The organism is Streptomyces sp. CNH189 (assembly GCF_000527195.1).
On record NZ_AZUS01000004.1, the window covers coordinates 120,446 to 135,528 of the forward strand.

General features: G+C 72.8%; 18 protein-coding genes. 2 read left to right on the plus strand and 16 right to left on the minus strand.

Annotated elements, in window-relative coordinates; translation table 11 throughout:
* Positions 1-17: 17 nt before the first annotated feature.
* From B100_RS33755 to B100_RS0107655, 13 genes are all read right to left on the minus strand, one after another.
* A complete protein-coding gene (locus B100_RS33755; protein ID WP_051489951.1) occupies positions 18-350 on the minus strand; it encodes a gas vesicle protein K in 333 nt (110 codons plus the stop codon).
* A 113-nt stretch (positions 351-463) separates the two neighbouring features.
* Positions 464-652 (minus strand): gas vesicle protein, encoded by a 189-nt coding sequence (locus B100_RS0107600; RefSeq protein ID WP_024883840.1) that lies wholly within the window; start codon positions 650-652, stop codon positions 464-466.
* Entirely contained in the window at positions 649-1,428 is a 780-nt protein-coding gene (locus B100_RS0107605; RefSeq protein ID WP_024883841.1) for a GvpL/GvpF family gas vesicle protein, read from the minus strand. Before B100_RS0107605 ends, B100_RS0107600 begins: the two co-directional genes overlap by 4 nt.
* On the minus strand, positions 1,425-1,787 hold the full coding sequence (locus tag B100_RS0107610) for a gas vesicle protein (RefSeq protein ID WP_024883842.1): 363 nt from the start codon (positions 1,785-1,787) through the stop codon (positions 1,425-1,427). The genes B100_RS0107605 and B100_RS0107610 overlap by 4 nt, the downstream gene beginning before the upstream one ends.
* On the minus strand, positions 1,784-3,061 hold the full coding sequence (locus tag B100_RS0107615; protein ID WP_024883843.1) for an SRPBCC family protein: 1,278 nt from the start codon (positions 3,059-3,061) through the stop codon (positions 1,784-1,786). Before B100_RS0107615 ends, B100_RS0107610 begins: the two co-directional genes overlap by 4 nt.
* Entirely contained in the window at positions 3,058-3,768 is a 711-nt protein-coding gene (locus B100_RS0107620) for a hypothetical protein (RefSeq protein ID WP_024883844.1), read from the minus strand. Before B100_RS0107620 ends, B100_RS0107615 begins: the two co-directional genes overlap by 4 nt.
* Positions 3,765-4,031 carry a gas vesicle protein GvpG gene (locus tag B100_RS0107625; RefSeq protein ID WP_024883845.1) on the minus strand — a complete coding sequence of 89 codons (267 nt, stop codon included), beginning with the start codon at positions 4,029-4,031 and terminating at the stop codon, positions 3,765-3,767. The genes B100_RS0107620 and B100_RS0107625 overlap by 4 nt, the downstream gene beginning before the upstream one ends.
* A 4-nt stretch (positions 4,032-4,035) precedes the next feature.
* On the minus strand, positions 4,036-4,809 hold the full coding sequence (locus B100_RS0107630) for a GvpL/GvpF family gas vesicle protein (RefSeq protein WP_024883846.1): 774 nt from the start codon (positions 4,807-4,809) through the stop codon (positions 4,036-4,038).
* Complete coding sequence (locus B100_RS0107635; protein ID WP_024883847.1) at positions 4,806-5,225, minus strand: gas vesicle structural protein GvpA; 420 nt, start codon at positions 5,223-5,225, stop codon at positions 4,806-4,808. Before B100_RS0107635 ends, B100_RS0107630 begins: the two co-directional genes overlap by 4 nt.
* Before the next feature lie 67 nt (positions 5,226-5,292).
* A complete protein-coding gene (locus tag B100_RS35325; RefSeq protein ID WP_024883848.1) occupies positions 5,293-5,736 on the minus strand; it encodes a gas vesicle protein GvpO in 444 nt (147 codons plus the stop codon).
* A gap of 122 nt (positions 5,737-5,858) precedes the next feature.
* Entirely contained in the window at positions 5,859-6,785 is a 927-nt protein-coding gene (ligD, locus tag B100_RS0107645) for a non-homologous end-joining DNA ligase (protein ID WP_024883849.1), read from the minus strand.
* Positions 6,782-8,629, minus strand: a complete 1,848-nt coding sequence (locus B100_RS0107650; protein WP_024883850.1) for a transketolase — start codon at positions 8,627-8,629, stop codon at positions 6,782-6,784. The genes ligD and B100_RS0107650 overlap by 4 nt, the downstream gene beginning before the upstream one ends.
* A complete protein-coding gene (locus B100_RS0107655) occupies positions 8,626-10,287 on the minus strand; it encodes an FAD-dependent oxidoreductase (RefSeq protein WP_024883851.1) in 1,662 nt (553 codons plus the stop codon). The genes B100_RS0107650 and B100_RS0107655 overlap by 4 nt, the downstream gene beginning before the upstream one ends.
* Positions 10,288-10,430: 143 nt before the next feature.
* Here B100_RS0107655 and B100_RS0107660 point away from each other — a divergent pair, with 143 nt between their 5' ends.
* The gene (locus tag B100_RS0107660) at positions 10,431-11,381 is read left to right on the plus strand and encodes a TIGR03557 family F420-dependent LLM class oxidoreductase (RefSeq protein WP_024883852.1); all 951 of its coding nucleotides are present in this window, start codon (positions 10,431-10,433) and stop codon (positions 11,379-11,381) included.
* Between the two features lie 95 nt (positions 11,382-11,476).
* Here B100_RS0107660 and B100_RS0107665 read toward each other — a convergent pair whose 3' ends face one another.
* Positions 11,477-11,929, minus strand: a complete 453-nt coding sequence (locus B100_RS0107665; protein ID WP_024883853.1) for a phage holin family protein — start codon at positions 11,927-11,929, stop codon at positions 11,477-11,479.
* Between the two features lie 123 nt (positions 11,930-12,052).
* Between B100_RS0107665 and B100_RS0107670 the strand changes: the two genes are divergently transcribed.
* Positions 12,053-12,400 (plus strand): VOC family protein, encoded by a 348-nt coding sequence (locus B100_RS0107670; protein WP_024883854.1) that lies wholly within the window; start codon positions 12,053-12,055, stop codon positions 12,398-12,400.
* A gap of 43 nt (positions 12,401-12,443) precedes the next feature.
* On the opposite strand, the gene B100_RS0107675 is transcribed toward B100_RS0107670, so the two are convergent.
* Together B100_RS0107675 and B100_RS0107680 are read right to left on the minus strand one after the other, a co-directional pair.
* Positions 12,444-14,402, minus strand: coding sequence for a DUF5107 domain-containing protein (locus tag B100_RS0107675; protein ID WP_024883855.1), 1,959 nt, complete (start codon positions 14,400-14,402; stop codon positions 12,444-12,446).
* Between the two features lie 106 nt (positions 14,403-14,508).
* A complete protein-coding gene (locus tag B100_RS0107680; protein ID WP_024883856.1) occupies positions 14,509-15,066 on the minus strand; it encodes a GNAT family N-acetyltransferase in 558 nt (185 codons plus the stop codon).
* Between the last annotated feature and the right edge of the window lie 17 nt (positions 15,067-15,083).

Here is a 15,083-nt window from a genome sequence, read left to right on the forward strand (position 1 = left end):
GGGCCGCCCCCGGGACTTCAGTCCCGGGGCAGCAGCGGGCCAAGCGGCCCGAGGTCGAGGTTGAGGTCCTCGGGGCGCAGGCCGTAGCGGTTGCGCAGCTCGGCCATCCGGTCCTCCAGGAGCATGAGGGTCAGTCCGACCCGCTCCTCCTGCTCCTCGGTGAGGTCGCCCTCGTCGAAGCGGCGCACCGCCTGTCGTTCCATGAGCTGACGCAGCAGTTCCACGACGGTCAGCACCAGTTTCACCAGGTCGCGCTCCACCGTGTCCGGCTCCAGGTCGAGCCGGCGGCGGCGACTGGCGTGCGGTTCACGCGGCTCCGGGCGCGCGTCGAAGGACGTCTCCGGAGGCAGAGCGGACCGCCCGTCGACGGTGTCCGCGTCGACGTCGGACACGGTGAAGGGCTGCGGCGCGTCGGGCGCCCGGTGGCGCGGCGCGTCGGGCGCGTGGTGGCGCGGTTCGTCGGTCAAGGGGACTCCTCGAAGGGCGAGGGGACCTGCTGGTTCACCGAGCTGATGAGCGCGTTGAGGTCGATGCGGACCAGGTCGACGTCCGCGATCCGCAGTGTGATGTCGCCCGTGATCACCACGCCTCCGGCCAGCAGCCGGTCGAGCAGGTCGACCAGGGCGATCTCACGCCGTTCGACGACGGTCACGAGCCCTCCTCCCCGGTGTTCTCCTCACCGGCGAAGGAGTAGGCCGCCCACGGCCCGGTGAGTTCCACCCGGAGTCCGGGGACGTCGTCCTTCGTCCGGTCCACCTGCTCCACGAACTGTTCCGACTCCGCCCGCGGCACCAGGTAGGCGGCGTTCAGCACGTTGCGCCCGCGGGCGCCGGACAGGGTGGGGTTCTGCGGCGCGTGCAGCCGGGAGTCCTCGGCGAACTCGGCGAGCGTGCCGTGCAGCCGGGTGGCGAAGGTCTCGGCCTGCTGCCACTGGTCCTCCCGCGACCGCGTCTGCTGACGGCGCCGGCGCAGGTAGTCCCGTCCGGACATCGCCGCCGGCTCGGGCGCGGAGGCCTGCTCCGGCTCACCCCGCGGCTCCAGGAAGACCTTGACGCCCCACTCGACCCGGCCCTCGAGCCGGTCCAGCCGCCGCAGGAAGTTCTCCTCGCGCTCCTCGATCATCGACCGTACGCCGCTGTCGTCGCGGAACACGGTGCCGAGCCGCAGCGGCAGCGGTGTGGTGACGGTGGTGAGCGCGTCGATCACCCCCTGGTGCGCCCGCGCGACCGCGGTCAGCCAGTCGAGGTCCTCCAGGTGCGCGCGCAGCGCCTCCTCGGCGAAGTCCTCCTCGGGCACATGGCTGACCACGGCCAGCAGGTCGTGGTGCGGCACCAGCCGGGGCGGGTCGCCGGCCACCCCGGTGAGCTGGGCCTGCAGCGGTGTGCCGAAGGGGCGGCAGACCGCGTAGACGTAGCGCAGTCCGGTCACTTGGTCTCCTCCTCGGCGCGGCGCTGCTCCAGCTGCCCCTCGCCGCGACGCGGCGCCAGCTCCTCCAGACGGGCCAGGCGCTCACGCAACTCTGCGTTCTCACGCGCGAGTTCGTCGCGCCGGGCGCCCGAGGAGAGCGCCGGGTCGGACTCCCACCAGTCGATCCCCATCTCCTTGGCCTTGTCCACGGAGGCGACGACGAGGCGTAGCTTGATGGTGAGCAGTTCTATGTCGAGCAGGTTGATCCGGATGTCGCCCGCGATCACCACGCCCTTGTCCAGCACCCTTTCCAGGATGTCGGCAAGGTTGGCGCTGCTGCCCTGGCCATAGGGGTCGGGGAGTCGGCTGGGGGTGGTCATCGGCGGCTCCGGCCCTCGGTTTCCTCTTGCCCGGCCTCGTCCTCGGCCGGCTCGTCGTCCTCGTACTCGTCGTCGTCCTCGTCCTCGTAGTCCTCCTCCGGGGGCACGCCCTCCTCGTCGTCGTCCTCGCCGTCGGCGGCTTCCTCGTCCTCGTCCTCGTACGGGTCGTCGGTCCCGGGGCCGCCGGCCTCGTCCTCGTACGCGTCCTCGGGTTCGGTGCCGTCGTCCTCCTCGTCCTCCTCGTCGTACGCGCCCTCGGGCTCGGTGCCGTCCTCGTCGGCCTCCTCGTCGTACGCGTCCTCGGCCTCGGCGTCGGGCTCGCCCTCCTGGTCCTCGGACTCGGAGTCCTCCTGCTCGCCCTCGGCGCCCTGTTCCTCTTCCTCCTCGGCCACGGCGTCCTCGTGGGTCTTGACGACCTCGCCCTCGCGGATCTCGCCCCGCCAGCTGTCCTCGGCCTCGCCCTTGATCGTGATGAAGCGGGCGAAGTTCTTCAGGTCGAGCCGGGCGCGGCGGCCCTGGGAGCGCCAGATGTTGCCGGTCTTCTCGAAGAAGCCCGACGGGTAGTACTCGATGACCAGCAGGACCCGTGTCAGGTTCTCGGCGATCTGGTGGAAGGAGACGACGCCCTTCATCGTGCCCTTGGCGCCTTCCGTGGACCACGAGATGCGCTGGTCGGGGACCTGCTCGGAGGTCGTCGCCTTCCAGCTGCGGCTGGACCACCAGATCTTCGCCTGCCAGTCCGAGGTGGTGTCGTCGGACTTGTTGGCGCTCTTGACGCCCTTGGCGAAGGTGCTGAAGTCCTGGTACTGCGTCCACTGGTCGTACGCCGTGCGCAGCGGCACACCGACGTCGATGTACTCCATGATGACGGTCGGCTTGTTGCCGGACGACTTCTTGCGCTTGCCCTTGCCGCCGCCACCGCCCAGGTTCTGCAGGGCGCCCTTGACGTTGTCCTTGGCGCGCGTGGCGCCAAGTTCCACGGCGGTGCGCAGCGGCCCCTTGCCCTCGGCGAGCTTCTTGCCGCCGTCGGTGGCGAGCTTGGCGAACCCGGGGCTGTTGCCCTCGGCGATGTCGTTGAGCTTGCCGGTGGTCTCGCCCAGCTTGTGGCCGACCCCGCTCAGCAGCCGGGTGGCCTGGGCCGCGAGGTAGTCCTGGACCTCGCTCTTGAGCCGGTCCGCGGCCTCGCTGTGGGCGATGTCGGACAGGGGGTTCTTCGTGGCGCCGTCCGCACCGTCACGCGCGGCGGACGTGGCCTTTCCCACGGTCTCGGTCATCGCTCACCGCCTCCCTTCGAGCTACGGGAACGGGCGCCGCCACGGGAGGCGGACGCGCTCTTCCTCCCGGCCGTCTTCTTGGCGGCGGTCTTCTTCGCGGGCGCGGTCCGCCCGGACGCGGCCTTCTTCGCCGGCGCCGCCTTCTTGGCCGGGGCGGACTTGCGGGCCGGAGCCTTGTCGGCCGCCTTCCGCCCACTCCGCCCGGCGTCCGGCTCCTCACCCCGGCCGTCGGAGTCCTCGGCGTCGTCCGTGTCCTCGGCGTCCTCGGTGTCGTCCGTGTCGTCGGCGTCGTCCGTGTCCTCGGCGTCCACGGTGTCGTCCGTGTCCTCGGCGTCGCGGTCCTCGGAGGTTTCTGTGTCCTCGTCCTCCTCGTCCCGGTCCTCCGCACTGTCCCCGGCCAGTTGGCCGCGCACCTCGGCGGTGCGGCCGTGCAGCCGGTCGGCGAGCGAGCTGATCTGCCGCTCGACCAGTGCGCCGGAGGCCGCCTTGCCGACGCCGCGCAGCTCACCGCGGAGCTGGTCGCCCAGCTCCTTGAACTGCGGGTTGTCGCGCAGCTGCTGCTGCAGCAGGTCGGCGACCGCCTTCGGGCTGAGGTTGAGTTTCTTGCCCGCCACCAGCCCGCCGACGGCCAGCGCCATTTTCAGCTTCTTGGTCCGTCCGAGGAGATATCCGGCCCCGATGGCGAGGCCCATTCCCGTTCGATTCATCGTTGTGCCGTCCCGTCCCCAGTACCCGCGCCCGTGCGCGTAGCGATCTCCAGCCGGTCCAGGAGTGCGTCCTCCTGTTCGTCGAACTCCTCTTCGGTGATCTCCCCGGCCTCCAGCAGTTCCTCCAGCCGGGCCAGCTCGGCACGGATGGTCGCGGGGTCGTAGTAGATGCGTTCCGCTTCCTGCAGGACCTGCCGGATGGCCCAGGCGCCGCCGCGCGCCGGGGCGAGCGGCAGCAGCAGCACTTCCGAGATCAGGCCCATGACGTCACCTCGTTTCGGTGTCCGTCCCGCCGGCCACCGTGCCCGCGGGCTCGGCGGGGCCGGGCTCGACGAAGCTGTACGGGGGCAGCGGGCCGTTCAGACGTACTTCCAGGTGGGGCATGTCCGTGCGGGCCTGCTCCACCGCGGCCAGGAACTCCTCCGCCGTCTCACGCTTGACCAGGTACGAGACGTTGGCGAGCCAGCCCGTGGACTCGGGGCCCACGCTCTCCGCGTCGGCGATGCCCCGCAGCGCGTTCTCCAGCGCGGCGCCGTCCTCGGCCTCCCGGGCCTTGACCGCTTCGGCGACCATCTCGCCGAGGCGGATCTTGTCGTCGTAACTGCCGCCGTTGGACTGCCGGTTGGCCTCCGCGAGGGCGCGGATCTCCGGGTTGAGCGCCATGACGTGGTGCAGGACGGCCTCTTCCACGTGGTTGGCCTTGACGTTGTACTCGACGCGGTCGTCGAGGGCGCGCAGCCGCTCCAGGTAGTGGTCGGCCCGCTCGGCGAGGACGCCGGTGACGGACTCGTCGTCCGGGGCGACACTGCCGAAGCGCATGGGCAGCACGCAGCCGCCCGCGCCGATCTCACTGAGCACGTTCTGGTGGGCGAGCAGTTCCCTGCGCTTGGGCCGCAGTCCCTCCGGCGCGTCGCTGACGATCGCCGCGAGGTCGCCCTGGGTCAGCACCCGCACCGGACGCGCCGGGTCGCCGACGCCGCCCATGCCCTCGGGCAGAGTCGGGTGCGAGGCCGCCGTGATGCCGTAGACGTAGGTGCTCACTCCTGCTCCTCCTTCCGGCGGGACGTGCTCTTACGCGCCCGCGGCCGCGACTCGGTCTCTCCGTCACGCCCCTGCTTGACGGCGTCGGAGATGGTCTCGGCGGCGCCGGAGAGGGCGCCCTTGGACTTGCCGCGGGCACCGGACTCGGTGACCTCGCCGACGATCTCGGGCAGCCCCGGGCTCTTGCGGGGTCCGGCCTCGAGGTCGAGCCGGTTGCACGCCTCCGCGAACCGGAGATAGGTGTCGACGCTCGCCACGACGACACGGACGTCGATCTTGAGGATCTCGATGCCGACCAGGGACACGCGCACGAATGCGTCGATGACGAGCCCCCTGTCCAGAACAAGCTCAAGCACGTCGTAGAGGCCGCTGCTGCCGCCTCCACCGCCGGACTGCTGTGCCGGTACTACTGTCATGCCGGCCCTTCCTCCTTGTTGTCGGTGGGTGTGGTCTCTGTACGTGTGATCGCGCGCGGGGGGCGGCCTAGCCGCCGGACCTGCGCGTGTCGGCGCGTCCGCGCTCGTAGCGGCGGACCCTCCGGTACCCGGTGAGGTCCCCGTCGGGGTCCAGCTCCACCTGGTAGCTCGCCATCAGGCTCATCGTGTCGGGCACCCGCTCCAGCTCCAGGACCTCGACCTCCAGCGCCCAGCCCTCCGAGGTCTGCTCGAAGGACGACACGGACTCGGCCTCCATGCCGGTGAGCTCCGCGAGCTGCTCGCGCGCCTGGCGCAGCACCTGCATGGGCTTCGGCTTCTTCCGTTCCGTGGTGCTCTCGGTCGTGTCGCTGTCGTTCTCGGGCCGCTTACGGGGTGCGGTTCGTTTACGGGGCGTGCGTGAGGTCCGGGCCTGCTGGGAGTCCTGGCCCTCACGGGAGTCCTGAGATTCCTGTGAATCCTGTGACTCTTCGGTGTTCTTCGTGTTCGACATGGCCACCTCCCCCTCCGTGTGGCCGCAAGTGTGTTCACCAAACCTCCGAGGACTCACCCGTTCGCCACGGCCGGCTGTCGCCCCTGGTCGCAGAGGGGTAACAGGCGGCGGCTCCGAAGGATCTAGCCGCGCAGCGCGGCGAGCCTCCGGCGGGCAGGGGCGAGGGAACGGCCCTTGCGGGACAGACCCGCCCACGGGTTCGCGCCGGTCTGCTCGACGGCGTTCTCCACCGTCCAGCGGCGGGCGTGCAGCTCCGGGTCGTCGAGCTGGTCCCAGGTGATCGGGGTGGCGACGGGGGCGCCGGGCAGGGCGCGGACGGTCCAGGGGGCGACGGCGGTCTGCGCGTAGGCGTTGCGCCCCACGTCGAGGTACAGCCGGTCGCCGCGGTCCTTCCTGCGGGCCGCGGTGGTGAGCCGGTCGGGGTGGGCGTCCGCCAGCGTGTCGGCGACCTCGCGGGCGAACTCCCGTACGGCGTCGAAGTCCTCGCCGCCGTCCAGGGGCACGATCACGTGCAGGCCCCGGGACCCGGTGGTCAGCAGGGCGGAGGGCAGGGCGAGTTCGCCGAGCAGCTCCCCCAGCTGCCGGGCGGCCTCCCGCACCGTCTCGAAGTCGTCGCCGGACGGGTCGAGGTCGAAGACCAGCCGGTCGGGGCGGTCCACGTCGTCGGCGCGGGAGAGCCAGCGGTGCAGCGTGACGCTCGCCTGGTCGACCAGGTAGAGCAGGGTGGCGGTGTCGTCGCACACCGTGTGCGCGACGGTGCCGCCCTCCTTGGCGACCTCGGCACGCCTGATCCAGTCCGGATAGCTGTCGGGGGTGTTCTTCTGCATGAACGCCGGTCCGCCCAGGCCGTCGGGCCGCCGGTCCAGCATCAGCGGCCGGCCCCGCAGGTGCGGCAGCATGTGCCGGGCGACGGCCCGGTGGTAGTCGACGAGGTCGCCCTTGGTGTACGCGCGGGCGTCGCCGTCGCCCGGGAGGAGCACCTTGTCCGGGCGTCGGATCTCCACCCGGCGGCGGCCGGCCCGTACGGTGCGCGACCCGCCGTCGCTCACGACACGATCGCCTCCCCCACCAGCAGCCGGCCGGCCGCGGCGATCGACTCGGCGTCGATGCCGGCGATGTGCAGCTGCTGCTCCGGGGAGGCCGAGCCCGGCACGCTGCGCACGCCCAGCCGCACCAGCCGCGGGACGGGACGCCCGTCGCCGAAGGCCTCCGCGACCGCGTCGCCGAGCCCGCCCTCGGGGTGGTGATCCTCGACCGTCACCAGACAGCCGGTCTCCTCGGCGGCGGTGCGCAGCGTCTCCCGGTCGACCGGCTTGACCGAGTACAGGTCGACGACCCGTACGGCGATGCCCTCGTCCGCGAGGGCGTCGGCGGCGGCCAGCGCCTCCGGCACGGTGACACCGGCGGCGACCAGGGTGAGCCGGTCGTCGTCGGAGGAGCGCAGCACCTTGCTGCCACCGACCGGGAACTCCTCGTCGGGGCCGTAGAGCACCGGGCTCCCGCCGCGCGAGGTGCGCAGGTAGCGGATGCCGTCGAGGTCGGCCATGGCGGCCACCAGGCGGGCCGTCTGGTTGGCGTCGCACGGGTACAGCACGGTGGAGCCGTGTACCGCCCTCATCATCGCCAGGTCCTCCAGGCCCATCTGGCTGGGCCCGTCCTGGCCGATGGCGACGCCCGCGTGCGACCCGACGAGGTTGAGGCCGGAGCCGCTGACCGCCGCCATGCGGACGAAGTCGTGGGCGCGGGTGAGGAAGGCCGCGAAGGTGGAGGCGTACGGCGTCCAGCCGCGCGCGGCGACCCCGACGGAGGCGGCCACCATCTGCTGCTCGGCGATGTAGCACTCGATGTACCGCTCGGGGTGCTCCTTGGCGAAGAACTCCAGGCGGGTGGAGTCGCCGACCTCGCCGTCCAGGGCCACGACGTCGCCGCGCGCGGTGCCGAGGGCGGCGAGCGCCTCCCCGAAGGCGTTGCGGGTGGCCACCTCCTCACCCTTGTCCCAGCGGGGCAGTTCGGGGGTCGCGGTCCGCCGGGCGGGCGCCTGCCCGTCGGTGGCCGGCGGGCGGACGGTGATCCGCAGGTCGCGCGGGCCGCCGAGTTCGGCGATCGCGTCGTCGGCCTCCGGCAGCGGCTTGCCGTGCAGTCCCTCCCGGTCCTGCACGGACTCCACGCCCTTGCCCTTGAGGGTGCGGGCGATGATCGCGGTCGGCTGGCCCCGGGTGGACAGGGCCTCCCCGTAGGCGCGGTCGACCGCGTCCACGTCGTGGCCGTCCACCTCCACGGTGTGCCAGCCGAACGCCTGGAAGCGGCGGGCGTAGGCGTCGAGGTCGTGGCCGTGCCGGGTGGGACCGCGCTGGCCCAGCCGGTTGACGTCCACGATCGCGGTCAGGTTGTCCAGGTTCTCGTACGCCGCCTGCTCGGCCGCCTCCCACACCGAGCCCTCGGCCAGTTCGCTGTCGCCGCACAGCACCCACACCCGGTAGTCGGTGTGGTCCAGCCGCTTCCCGGCGAGCGCGATGCCGACGCCGACGGGCAGGCCCTGACCGAGGGAGCCGGTGGCCGTCTCGACCCAGGGGAGCTTGCGGGGCGTGGGGTGTCCTTCGAGCCGGCTGCCGTCCTTGCGGAAGGTGAGCAGCTCCTCGTCGTCGATGGCGCCCGCCGCCTTGTAAGTGGCGTACATCAGCGGGGAGGCGTGGCCCTTGGAGAGGACGAAGCGGTCGTTGGCCGGGTGGTCGGGGCGCTGGAAGTCGTAGCGCAGGTGGTTCGCGAAAAGGACGGCCATCAGATCCGCCGCGGACATCGACGACGTGGGGTGCCCGGAGCCGGCGGCCGCCGCCGCCCGGACACTGTCCACGCGCAACTGCTGTCCGAGCTCGGCGAGTTCACCGGTGTTCATGCGTCTCCTTCGGTAAAACGGTCGGTGCGCCGGACGGGCCCGGGCGCCACGTCGGGGCCGGGCTCCGGCTGGTCGGGCGGCGGGGCGAGGTCGTTCGTGCCCCGGTCGGGCTGGTTCTTGGCGGGTTCGCCGCCGGGCTGGTTCTTCGCCGGTTCGCCGCCGGGACGGTTCTTGGCGGGCTCACCACCGGGCTGGTTCTTCGCCGGTTCGCCGCCGGGACGGTTCTTCGCGGGGGCGCCGTCCGAGTGGGCCGTGTTCTTCCCGGGTGCGTCGCCCGAGTGGGCCGTGGCCGGCCGGTCGCCGTCGTCGGACGTGCTGCCGGGCGGGCTGCCGGAGGGGCGGTCGGTCCCGGGCCGGCCCGGGACGCGCGCCACCTCGGGGGACGCCGTGTCCAGGGGCACCGACCAGGACCGTACGAGGCCCAACTGCACGGCCTGCCGCGGCAGTACCGCGTCGAGCAGCCAGTCGGCGGCCACCCGCACCCGGTTGCCCGGCATCGCGGCCAGGTGGTAGCCGCGGGTCACCGCACCGGCCGCCGGCCCGGAGAGGTTGACGCCGAGCGGGTTGGCGGCGGCCTTCACACCGCCCAGGTCCACGACGAACCCCAGGTCCTTGTGCCGGTACGCGCGCCGCTCCCCGTCGCCGAAGGACGCGGCGATGTTCTGTGCGCACACCTTGCCCTGCCGCCAGGCGTGCTGGGCGGTCATCGGGGTGTAGGAGCCCGGCTTCTCCAGGTCGGGCACCGCGGCGGCGTCACCGCACGCGAACACCTCCGGCCGGCCCGGGACCTGCAGGTGCGGGTCCACCAGCAGCCGGCCGCGTTCCAGGGGCAGCCCGAGGGACTCGGCGAGCGGGTCGGGGCGTACGCCCACGCACCACACCAGGGTGCGGGTGTCCACGAACTCGCCGTCGGTCAGCAGCACGCCGTCGGGCGTGGCCTCCTTCACGGAGGTGCCCATCCGTACGTCCACGCCCCGTTCCCTGAGCACCGTGTCGGCGGTGCGGGAGAGCCGTTCGTCCAGCTCGGGCAGGACCCGGTCGGCGATGTCCAGCAGCATCCAGCGGGGCCGCATCCCGGTGCGCAGGGGCTGCTTGGCCACCTGCGCGTCCGTGAACAGCTGGCCGTGCGCGGCAACCTCCGTGCCGGTGTAGCCGGCGCCCACGACGACGAACGTGCACCGGGAGGCGCAGCGCTTCGGGTCGTCGGTGGCGGCGGCGAGCTCCACCTGCCGGGTCACGTGGTCGCGCAGGTACAGCGCCTCGGGCAGGCCGCGGAAGCCGTGCGCGTGCTCGGCGACGCCGGGGATGGGCAGCAGCTTGTTGACGCTGCCCGCCGCGAGCACCAGACGGTCGTAGGTGAGGGTGCCGCCCTCGCCCTCGGGACCGGTGTAGTGCACCTGGCGTCCGTCGAGGTCGATCCGGTCGGCCTCGCCCAGCACCAGTTTGACGTGCGGCAGCGTGCCGGTGAGGGAGACCGTGACGCGGCGCGGCTCCAGGATGCCGGCGGCGACCTGGGGCAGCAGGGGCAGGTAGAGGAAGTAGTCGGTGGGGTTGAGCAGGATGATCTCGGCACGGCCCTTGGCCGTTTTCGACAGGGTCTGGGCCGTGCGGTAACCGGCGAAGCCGGCACCGACGATCACAATGCGGGGTCGACTCACGGTTCGCCTCCGGCGCGGTCGCGTACGTCGGGAGACTTCCGCGTCCCCCTGTGCGGGGCCGCCAAACGTCCGGCCGGTTGCCGCGAGGCCGCCCGGGTACCCGGGCGGCGACCCGGACGGCCCATGTCACGGAGGCACCCCCCATGCCCGAGTACGGCTACTTCCTCTCCTGCGAGCAGTACGGTCCCGCCGAGCTGATCGAGCAGGCGCGCATGGCCGAGCAGGCCGGTTTCCAGGCGCTGTGGATCTCCGACCACTACCACCCGTGGAACGACGAGCAGGGGCAGAGTCCCTTCGTCTGGTCGGTGCTCGGCGCGCTGTCGGAGGCGGTGTCCCTGCCGGTGGGCACGGCGGTGACCTGCCCGACCGTGCGGACGCACCCGGCGGTGGTCGCCCAGGCGGCGGCGACCGCCGCGGTGATGTCACCGGGCGGGTTCCGGCTGGGCGTGGGCACGGGCGAGGCACTGAACGAACACGTCGTCGGGGGCCCCTGGCCGCCCGCGCACGTCCGTCTGGAGATGCTGGAGGAGGCCGTGCAGATCATGCGCCGGCTGTTCTCCGGCGAGGAGGTCAACCACCGCGGCACGCACTACACGGTGGAGAACGCCCGGCTGTACACGCTCCCGGACGAGCCGGTACCGGTCGACATCTCGGGCTTCGGCCCGGCGGCGACCGCGCTCGCGGCGCGGGTGGGCGACGGCTACATCACGATGATGCCGGACGCCTCCATGGTGGAGCAGTACCGCAAGGGCGGGGGCGGCGGGAAGCTGATCAGCGGCGGTACGAAGGTCTGCTACGGCGCCGACCGCGAGGAGTGCGTGCGCACGGTGCACCGGTTGTGGGCGAACGAGCTGCTGCCCGGTGAGCTGGGACAGGTGCTGCCCTCGCCCAAGCACTTCGAGCAGGCGCAGACGCTGGTCACCGAGGACATGGTGCGCGAGAACCGGGTGTGCGGCGACGACGTGAACGAGCACGTCGCCGAACTCCGCCGGTTCGCCGACGCGGGCTTCGACCGGATCTACGTCAACCAGATCGGACCCGATCTGCAGGGCTTCTTCGACTTCTACCGCACGAAGGTGCTGCCGCAGCTGTAAAGGGGTGTGGCCGTGGGTGGGTACGGCGCCGGCGCGGCGCCGTACCCACCCACGGCCTCGTGAGCCTGCGGCTCGGGGTGCCGGCGGGCGGTGGTTCAGGAGTGGTCGGTGCGCGGGTCGTGGTCGGTGGCGGGGGCCGGGTGGGGGGTCGCCGTGCCGGCCGTCGGCGGAGTGGACGGGACCGGAGGCACCGGACCGGTGCCGGGCGCCGGCCGCGCGGACGGTGCCGCGTGGGACGTGCCGGCGACGCCGGGCGGGGTCGGGCGGGCTGCCGTACGGAGGGCGAAGGACAGGGCGGCCAGGAGGACCGCCGTGATCAGGGCCGCCGCCCAGCCCGGCAGGGCCAGGTCCAGGGCGAGGCCCACCGCCAGGGCGACCGCCGCGCCCGCGTAGAGCGCGGCGGCGCCGGAACCGGCGTACAGGGCGGCCTTGCGTCGCTGCCCCCGCGTCTGCTCGCGCAGTTCGGCGCGCACGGACTCCCGGGCCACCTGGGCCAGTTCGTCCGCCAGGTGCTTGTCCAGATGCTGCAAGTGCTCCAAGCGCTGCATGGCGTACGGGTACCCGCGACCGGGGCCGGGTAACTCCCGCCGGGCGGACGGCGGGAGAGACGGTGGTGTGGAGATCACCGGCGGCCCGCCCCTCTCCCGCGCCGCCCAACTAGGCTCGTCCTCATGGAGATTCTGGGTGCCACACTGCGCGTCTGCGTCGACGACATCGAGACCGCCATCCCCTTCTACGAGCGTCTGTCGGGCGGTACGGCCCTGCGGTTCGAGAGGGAGGGCGTCCAGGTCGCCGCCGTGGGCTGCTTCCTGCTGATGAGCGGTCCCGAGGCCCAACTGGACGTGCTGCGCAAGGTCGCCGCGACCATCGCGGTCCAGGACGTCGACGAGACCCGCCAGGTGCTGGAGGAGATGGGCGCGGCCGTCCTCGCGGGGCCGCTGCCCACCCCCGTCGGCCGCAACCTGATCGCGCGGCACCCGGACGGGGCGGTCTACGAGTACGCGGACCGCCGCGCCTGAACTGCCGTCACGGTGTGAGGACTCGTCGCGGCGTGAGGTCCCGTCACGGCGTCGGCCGCATCCGGAAGTCGTACCGCTCGGGCAGCGGTTCCTCCGTGAGCCGGGCCCACAGCCGCCCGATGACCTCGTCGCCCTCCCGCAGGTCGGCGACCTCGAAGCCCGCGTCGAACACGGCGCGGGCCTCGTCCCGCCGGCCTTCGGCGAGCAGCAGGCCCGCCTCGACGAGCCGGAACCGTCCGCGGGCCCGGGTCGCGGGGGCCAGCCGCTGCCACACGGACCGGGCGTCCTCCGTACGTCCCACCGCGAGCAGCGCCTCGATCGCCTCCCGGCCGAGCGCGGCGGCGACGGCCGTCCACTCCCCGTCCGGTGCCGCGGCCTCGCGGCACAGGTCGTCGAACGCCCGCACATAGCGGTCGGCGGCGCGTTCGGGGTGGCGTTCCTCCCGGTCGGCGACGGCGAGGCAGCGCAGCACCGGCCAGGACGGGCCCGGCTGCGCCAGCCCGCGCTCCCAGCTGCGTACGGCCTGCGCCCGGTCGCCGCCGTGCCATTGGGCGACACCCAGGTGGTACTCGGTGAGACCGGTCGCGGGCGCCGTCTCCAGCATGTCCCGCCAGTGCCGGGCCACCAGCGTCCCGCCGGGCGGCCGACTGCCCGGCGGCTCGGGGAAGGAACCGGCGCGCAGCAGACGCAGCCACGGCTCCTGCTCGTCGCCCAGAGTGGACTCGTCGAACGGCGTGCCGGACAGCTTCCACCCGGCGCGCAGCACTTCGAGGGCGCCCCAGCCGGATCCGGCCGCCAGCCGCTCGCCGGGTTCGGTGTCGGCGTACGGCAGCCAGGCCGCGTAGGCCGCCTCGACGTCGGCGCGCGACAGGACACCCTCCAGGCGGGTCTCCGCCTCGTCCAGGACCGTGCCCCACTCCCCCTCGCGCGGCGCCTCGAAGGGCCCGTACGCCTCCAGCCAGGACACCTCGCTCTCCGGCTCCAGCCGTACGTGTTCCAGCTGGGTGCGGGCGAGTCCGGCCTGGATCTCGCAGTAACCTGCGGTGCCGGGTTCGGTGAGCCACTGCTGCCAGCTCCGCCCGCCGGGCCCACGGCCCCACACGAACAGTTTCCGCCCGCGCAGCGTGTCGGTGGAGGTCTGCACGAGGCCGTGGCCGTCGGCGTCCAGCGCGGCGATCCAGCGCCTGCGGGCCTCGGGGACCTCGTAGAAGTAGTCGGCGGCGTAGGTGCTGTTCGGCGGGTAGGTGCGGTCGGTGCCGTCGTACTCCGGGACGGGGACGCGGCGCAGGCGCTGTTCGTAGCCGAAGTGGTAGGCCTCCTCGGCGGGGGCCAGCACGCGGCAGTCCTCGGGGACGGCGATGTTGGACCACCAGTAGGCCGGCACCTGCCGCTCGTGCGGGTTGCGGATCCGCACGCCGACGTGGAGGAAGTCGGAGCCGTCCGGCAGCCACAGGTCGACCTGGAAGGGCAGGTCGCGCAGCCGCTCCCACTCCCACAGGCGCAGCATCTCCCCGCCGTCGGGGGCCGGGACGACGGCGGCGTGCACCGGTGAGCAGGACAGCGTGGTGTGGCCGGTGGCGCCGATGTTCCACTCGATGCCACCGGAGAACCAGGCGCCGTTGAGGGCGAAGTTGGCGGGCTGCAACACCGGGTTCACGTAGAGCAGTTCACGGCCCGTGGGCTTGTGGACGAGGGAGGCGATCCGGCCGCCGAGGCCGGGCAGCACGGTGGCCCGCAGCCGGTCGTTCTCGATGACGAGGGCGTCGAGCCGGCGGGGCTCGCGGTGACGGCCGTAGCCGTCGCGGACCGGGACCGGCAGCAGGCTGTGCAGGGGGGCGTAGCCGATCTGCCGGGCCATGTCGCGCGGCAGGTCCTTCTTGTCACGGTCCTCGATGCGGTGCATCTCGTCGAGGGGCCGCAGGGCGGGCAGGGGGTTGTCGGGGCCCAGCTGTGCCGCGGGCAGCGTCAGTACCTCACGTCGGATCGTCGTCACGATCTCCATGGAAGCCGCCGGACGCCCGCCTGAACAGAGGGCCGTCGCGAGTACGTTCCGCGAGGGCGGCGCCGGGGCGCCGCCGCGGGGGCACGGACCGGGAGCCGCGCCCCGGTCAGGCGCCGGGCGTCAGCATCTCGCTGGTGAGCGCCCAGCGTTCGTGGTCGCGCCAGGCGCCGTCGATGTAGAGCATCTTCGGGGAGAAGCCCTCGTTGCGGAAGCCGCAGGCGCGGGCCAGGGCGATGGAGGCGGCGTTGCCGGGCTGCACGTTGATCTCCAGCCGGTGCAGCCGCATCGGCCCGAAGGCGTACCGCGCGAGGAGGTTCAGTGCCTCGCGCATCAGCCCGCGTCCCGCCGCGTGGGCGAAGGCGCCGTAACCCAGCGCGCCACACAGGAAGCCGCCCTCGACGATGTTGTTGATGTTGACGAACCCGGCGAGTGCGCCGTCCGCGTCCTTCTCGCACACCAGGAACCCGGCCTTGGTGGGGTCCTCGATCAGCCGCTTCGCGTACGCGGCGTAGGCGGGTGCGGTGTCCGGTGGGAACAGCCAGGGGTGGTGCAGGTCCTTGCTCTCCCGGGCGCGTGCGGTGAACTCGGCGCCGTCGGCGTGGGTGAAGTGACGGAGCCCCACGCGGCGGCCTTCGGTGAGGTAGGGGGAAGCGGTGTGCGGCACCCTGTCACCCTACGACG

Excerpts from the sequence above, each read along its gene's own strand:
- B100_RS0107660 (WP_024883852.1), top strand. The coding sequence starts at position 10,431 with ATGCCCGAGTACGGCTACTTCCTCTCCTGCGAGCAGTACGGTCCCGCC.
- B100_RS0107620 (WP_024883844.1), bottom strand. The coding sequence starts at position 3,768 with ATGAATCGAACGGGAATGGGCCTCGCCATCGGGGCCGGATATCTCCTC.
- B100_RS0107650 (WP_024883850.1), bottom strand. The coding sequence starts at position 8,629 with ATGAACACCGGTGAACTCGCCGAGCTCGGACAGCAGTTGCGCGTGGAC.
- B100_RS0107615 (WP_024883843.1), bottom strand. The coding sequence starts at position 3,061 with ATGACCGAGACCGTGGGAAAGGCCACGTCCGCCGCGCGTGACGGTGCG.
- B100_RS0107675 (WP_024883855.1), bottom strand. The coding sequence starts at position 14,402 with ATGGAGATCGTGACGACGATCCGACGTGAGGTACTGACGCTGCCCGCG.
- B100_RS35325 (WP_024883848.1), bottom strand. The coding sequence starts at position 5,736 with ATGTCGAACACGAAGAACACCGAAGAGTCACAGGATTCACAGGAATCT.
- B100_RS0107625 (WP_024883845.1), bottom strand. The coding sequence starts at position 4,031 with ATGGGCCTGATCTCGGAAGTGCTGCTGCTGCCGCTCGCCCCGGCGCGC.
- B100_RS0107610 (WP_024883842.1), bottom strand. The coding sequence starts at position 1,787 with ATGACCACCCCCAGCCGACTCCCCGACCCCTATGGCCAGGGCAGCAGC.
- B100_RS0107635 (WP_024883847.1), bottom strand. The coding sequence starts at position 5,225 with ATGACAGTAGTACCGGCACAGCAGTCCGGCGGTGGAGGCGGCAGCAGC.
- B100_RS0107670 (WP_024883854.1), top strand. The coding sequence starts at position 12,053 with ATGGAGATTCTGGGTGCCACACTGCGCGTCTGCGTCGACGACATCGAG.
- B100_RS0107665 (WP_024883853.1), bottom strand. The coding sequence starts at position 11,929 with ATGCAGCGCTTGGAGCACTTGCAGCATCTGGACAAGCACCTGGCGGAC.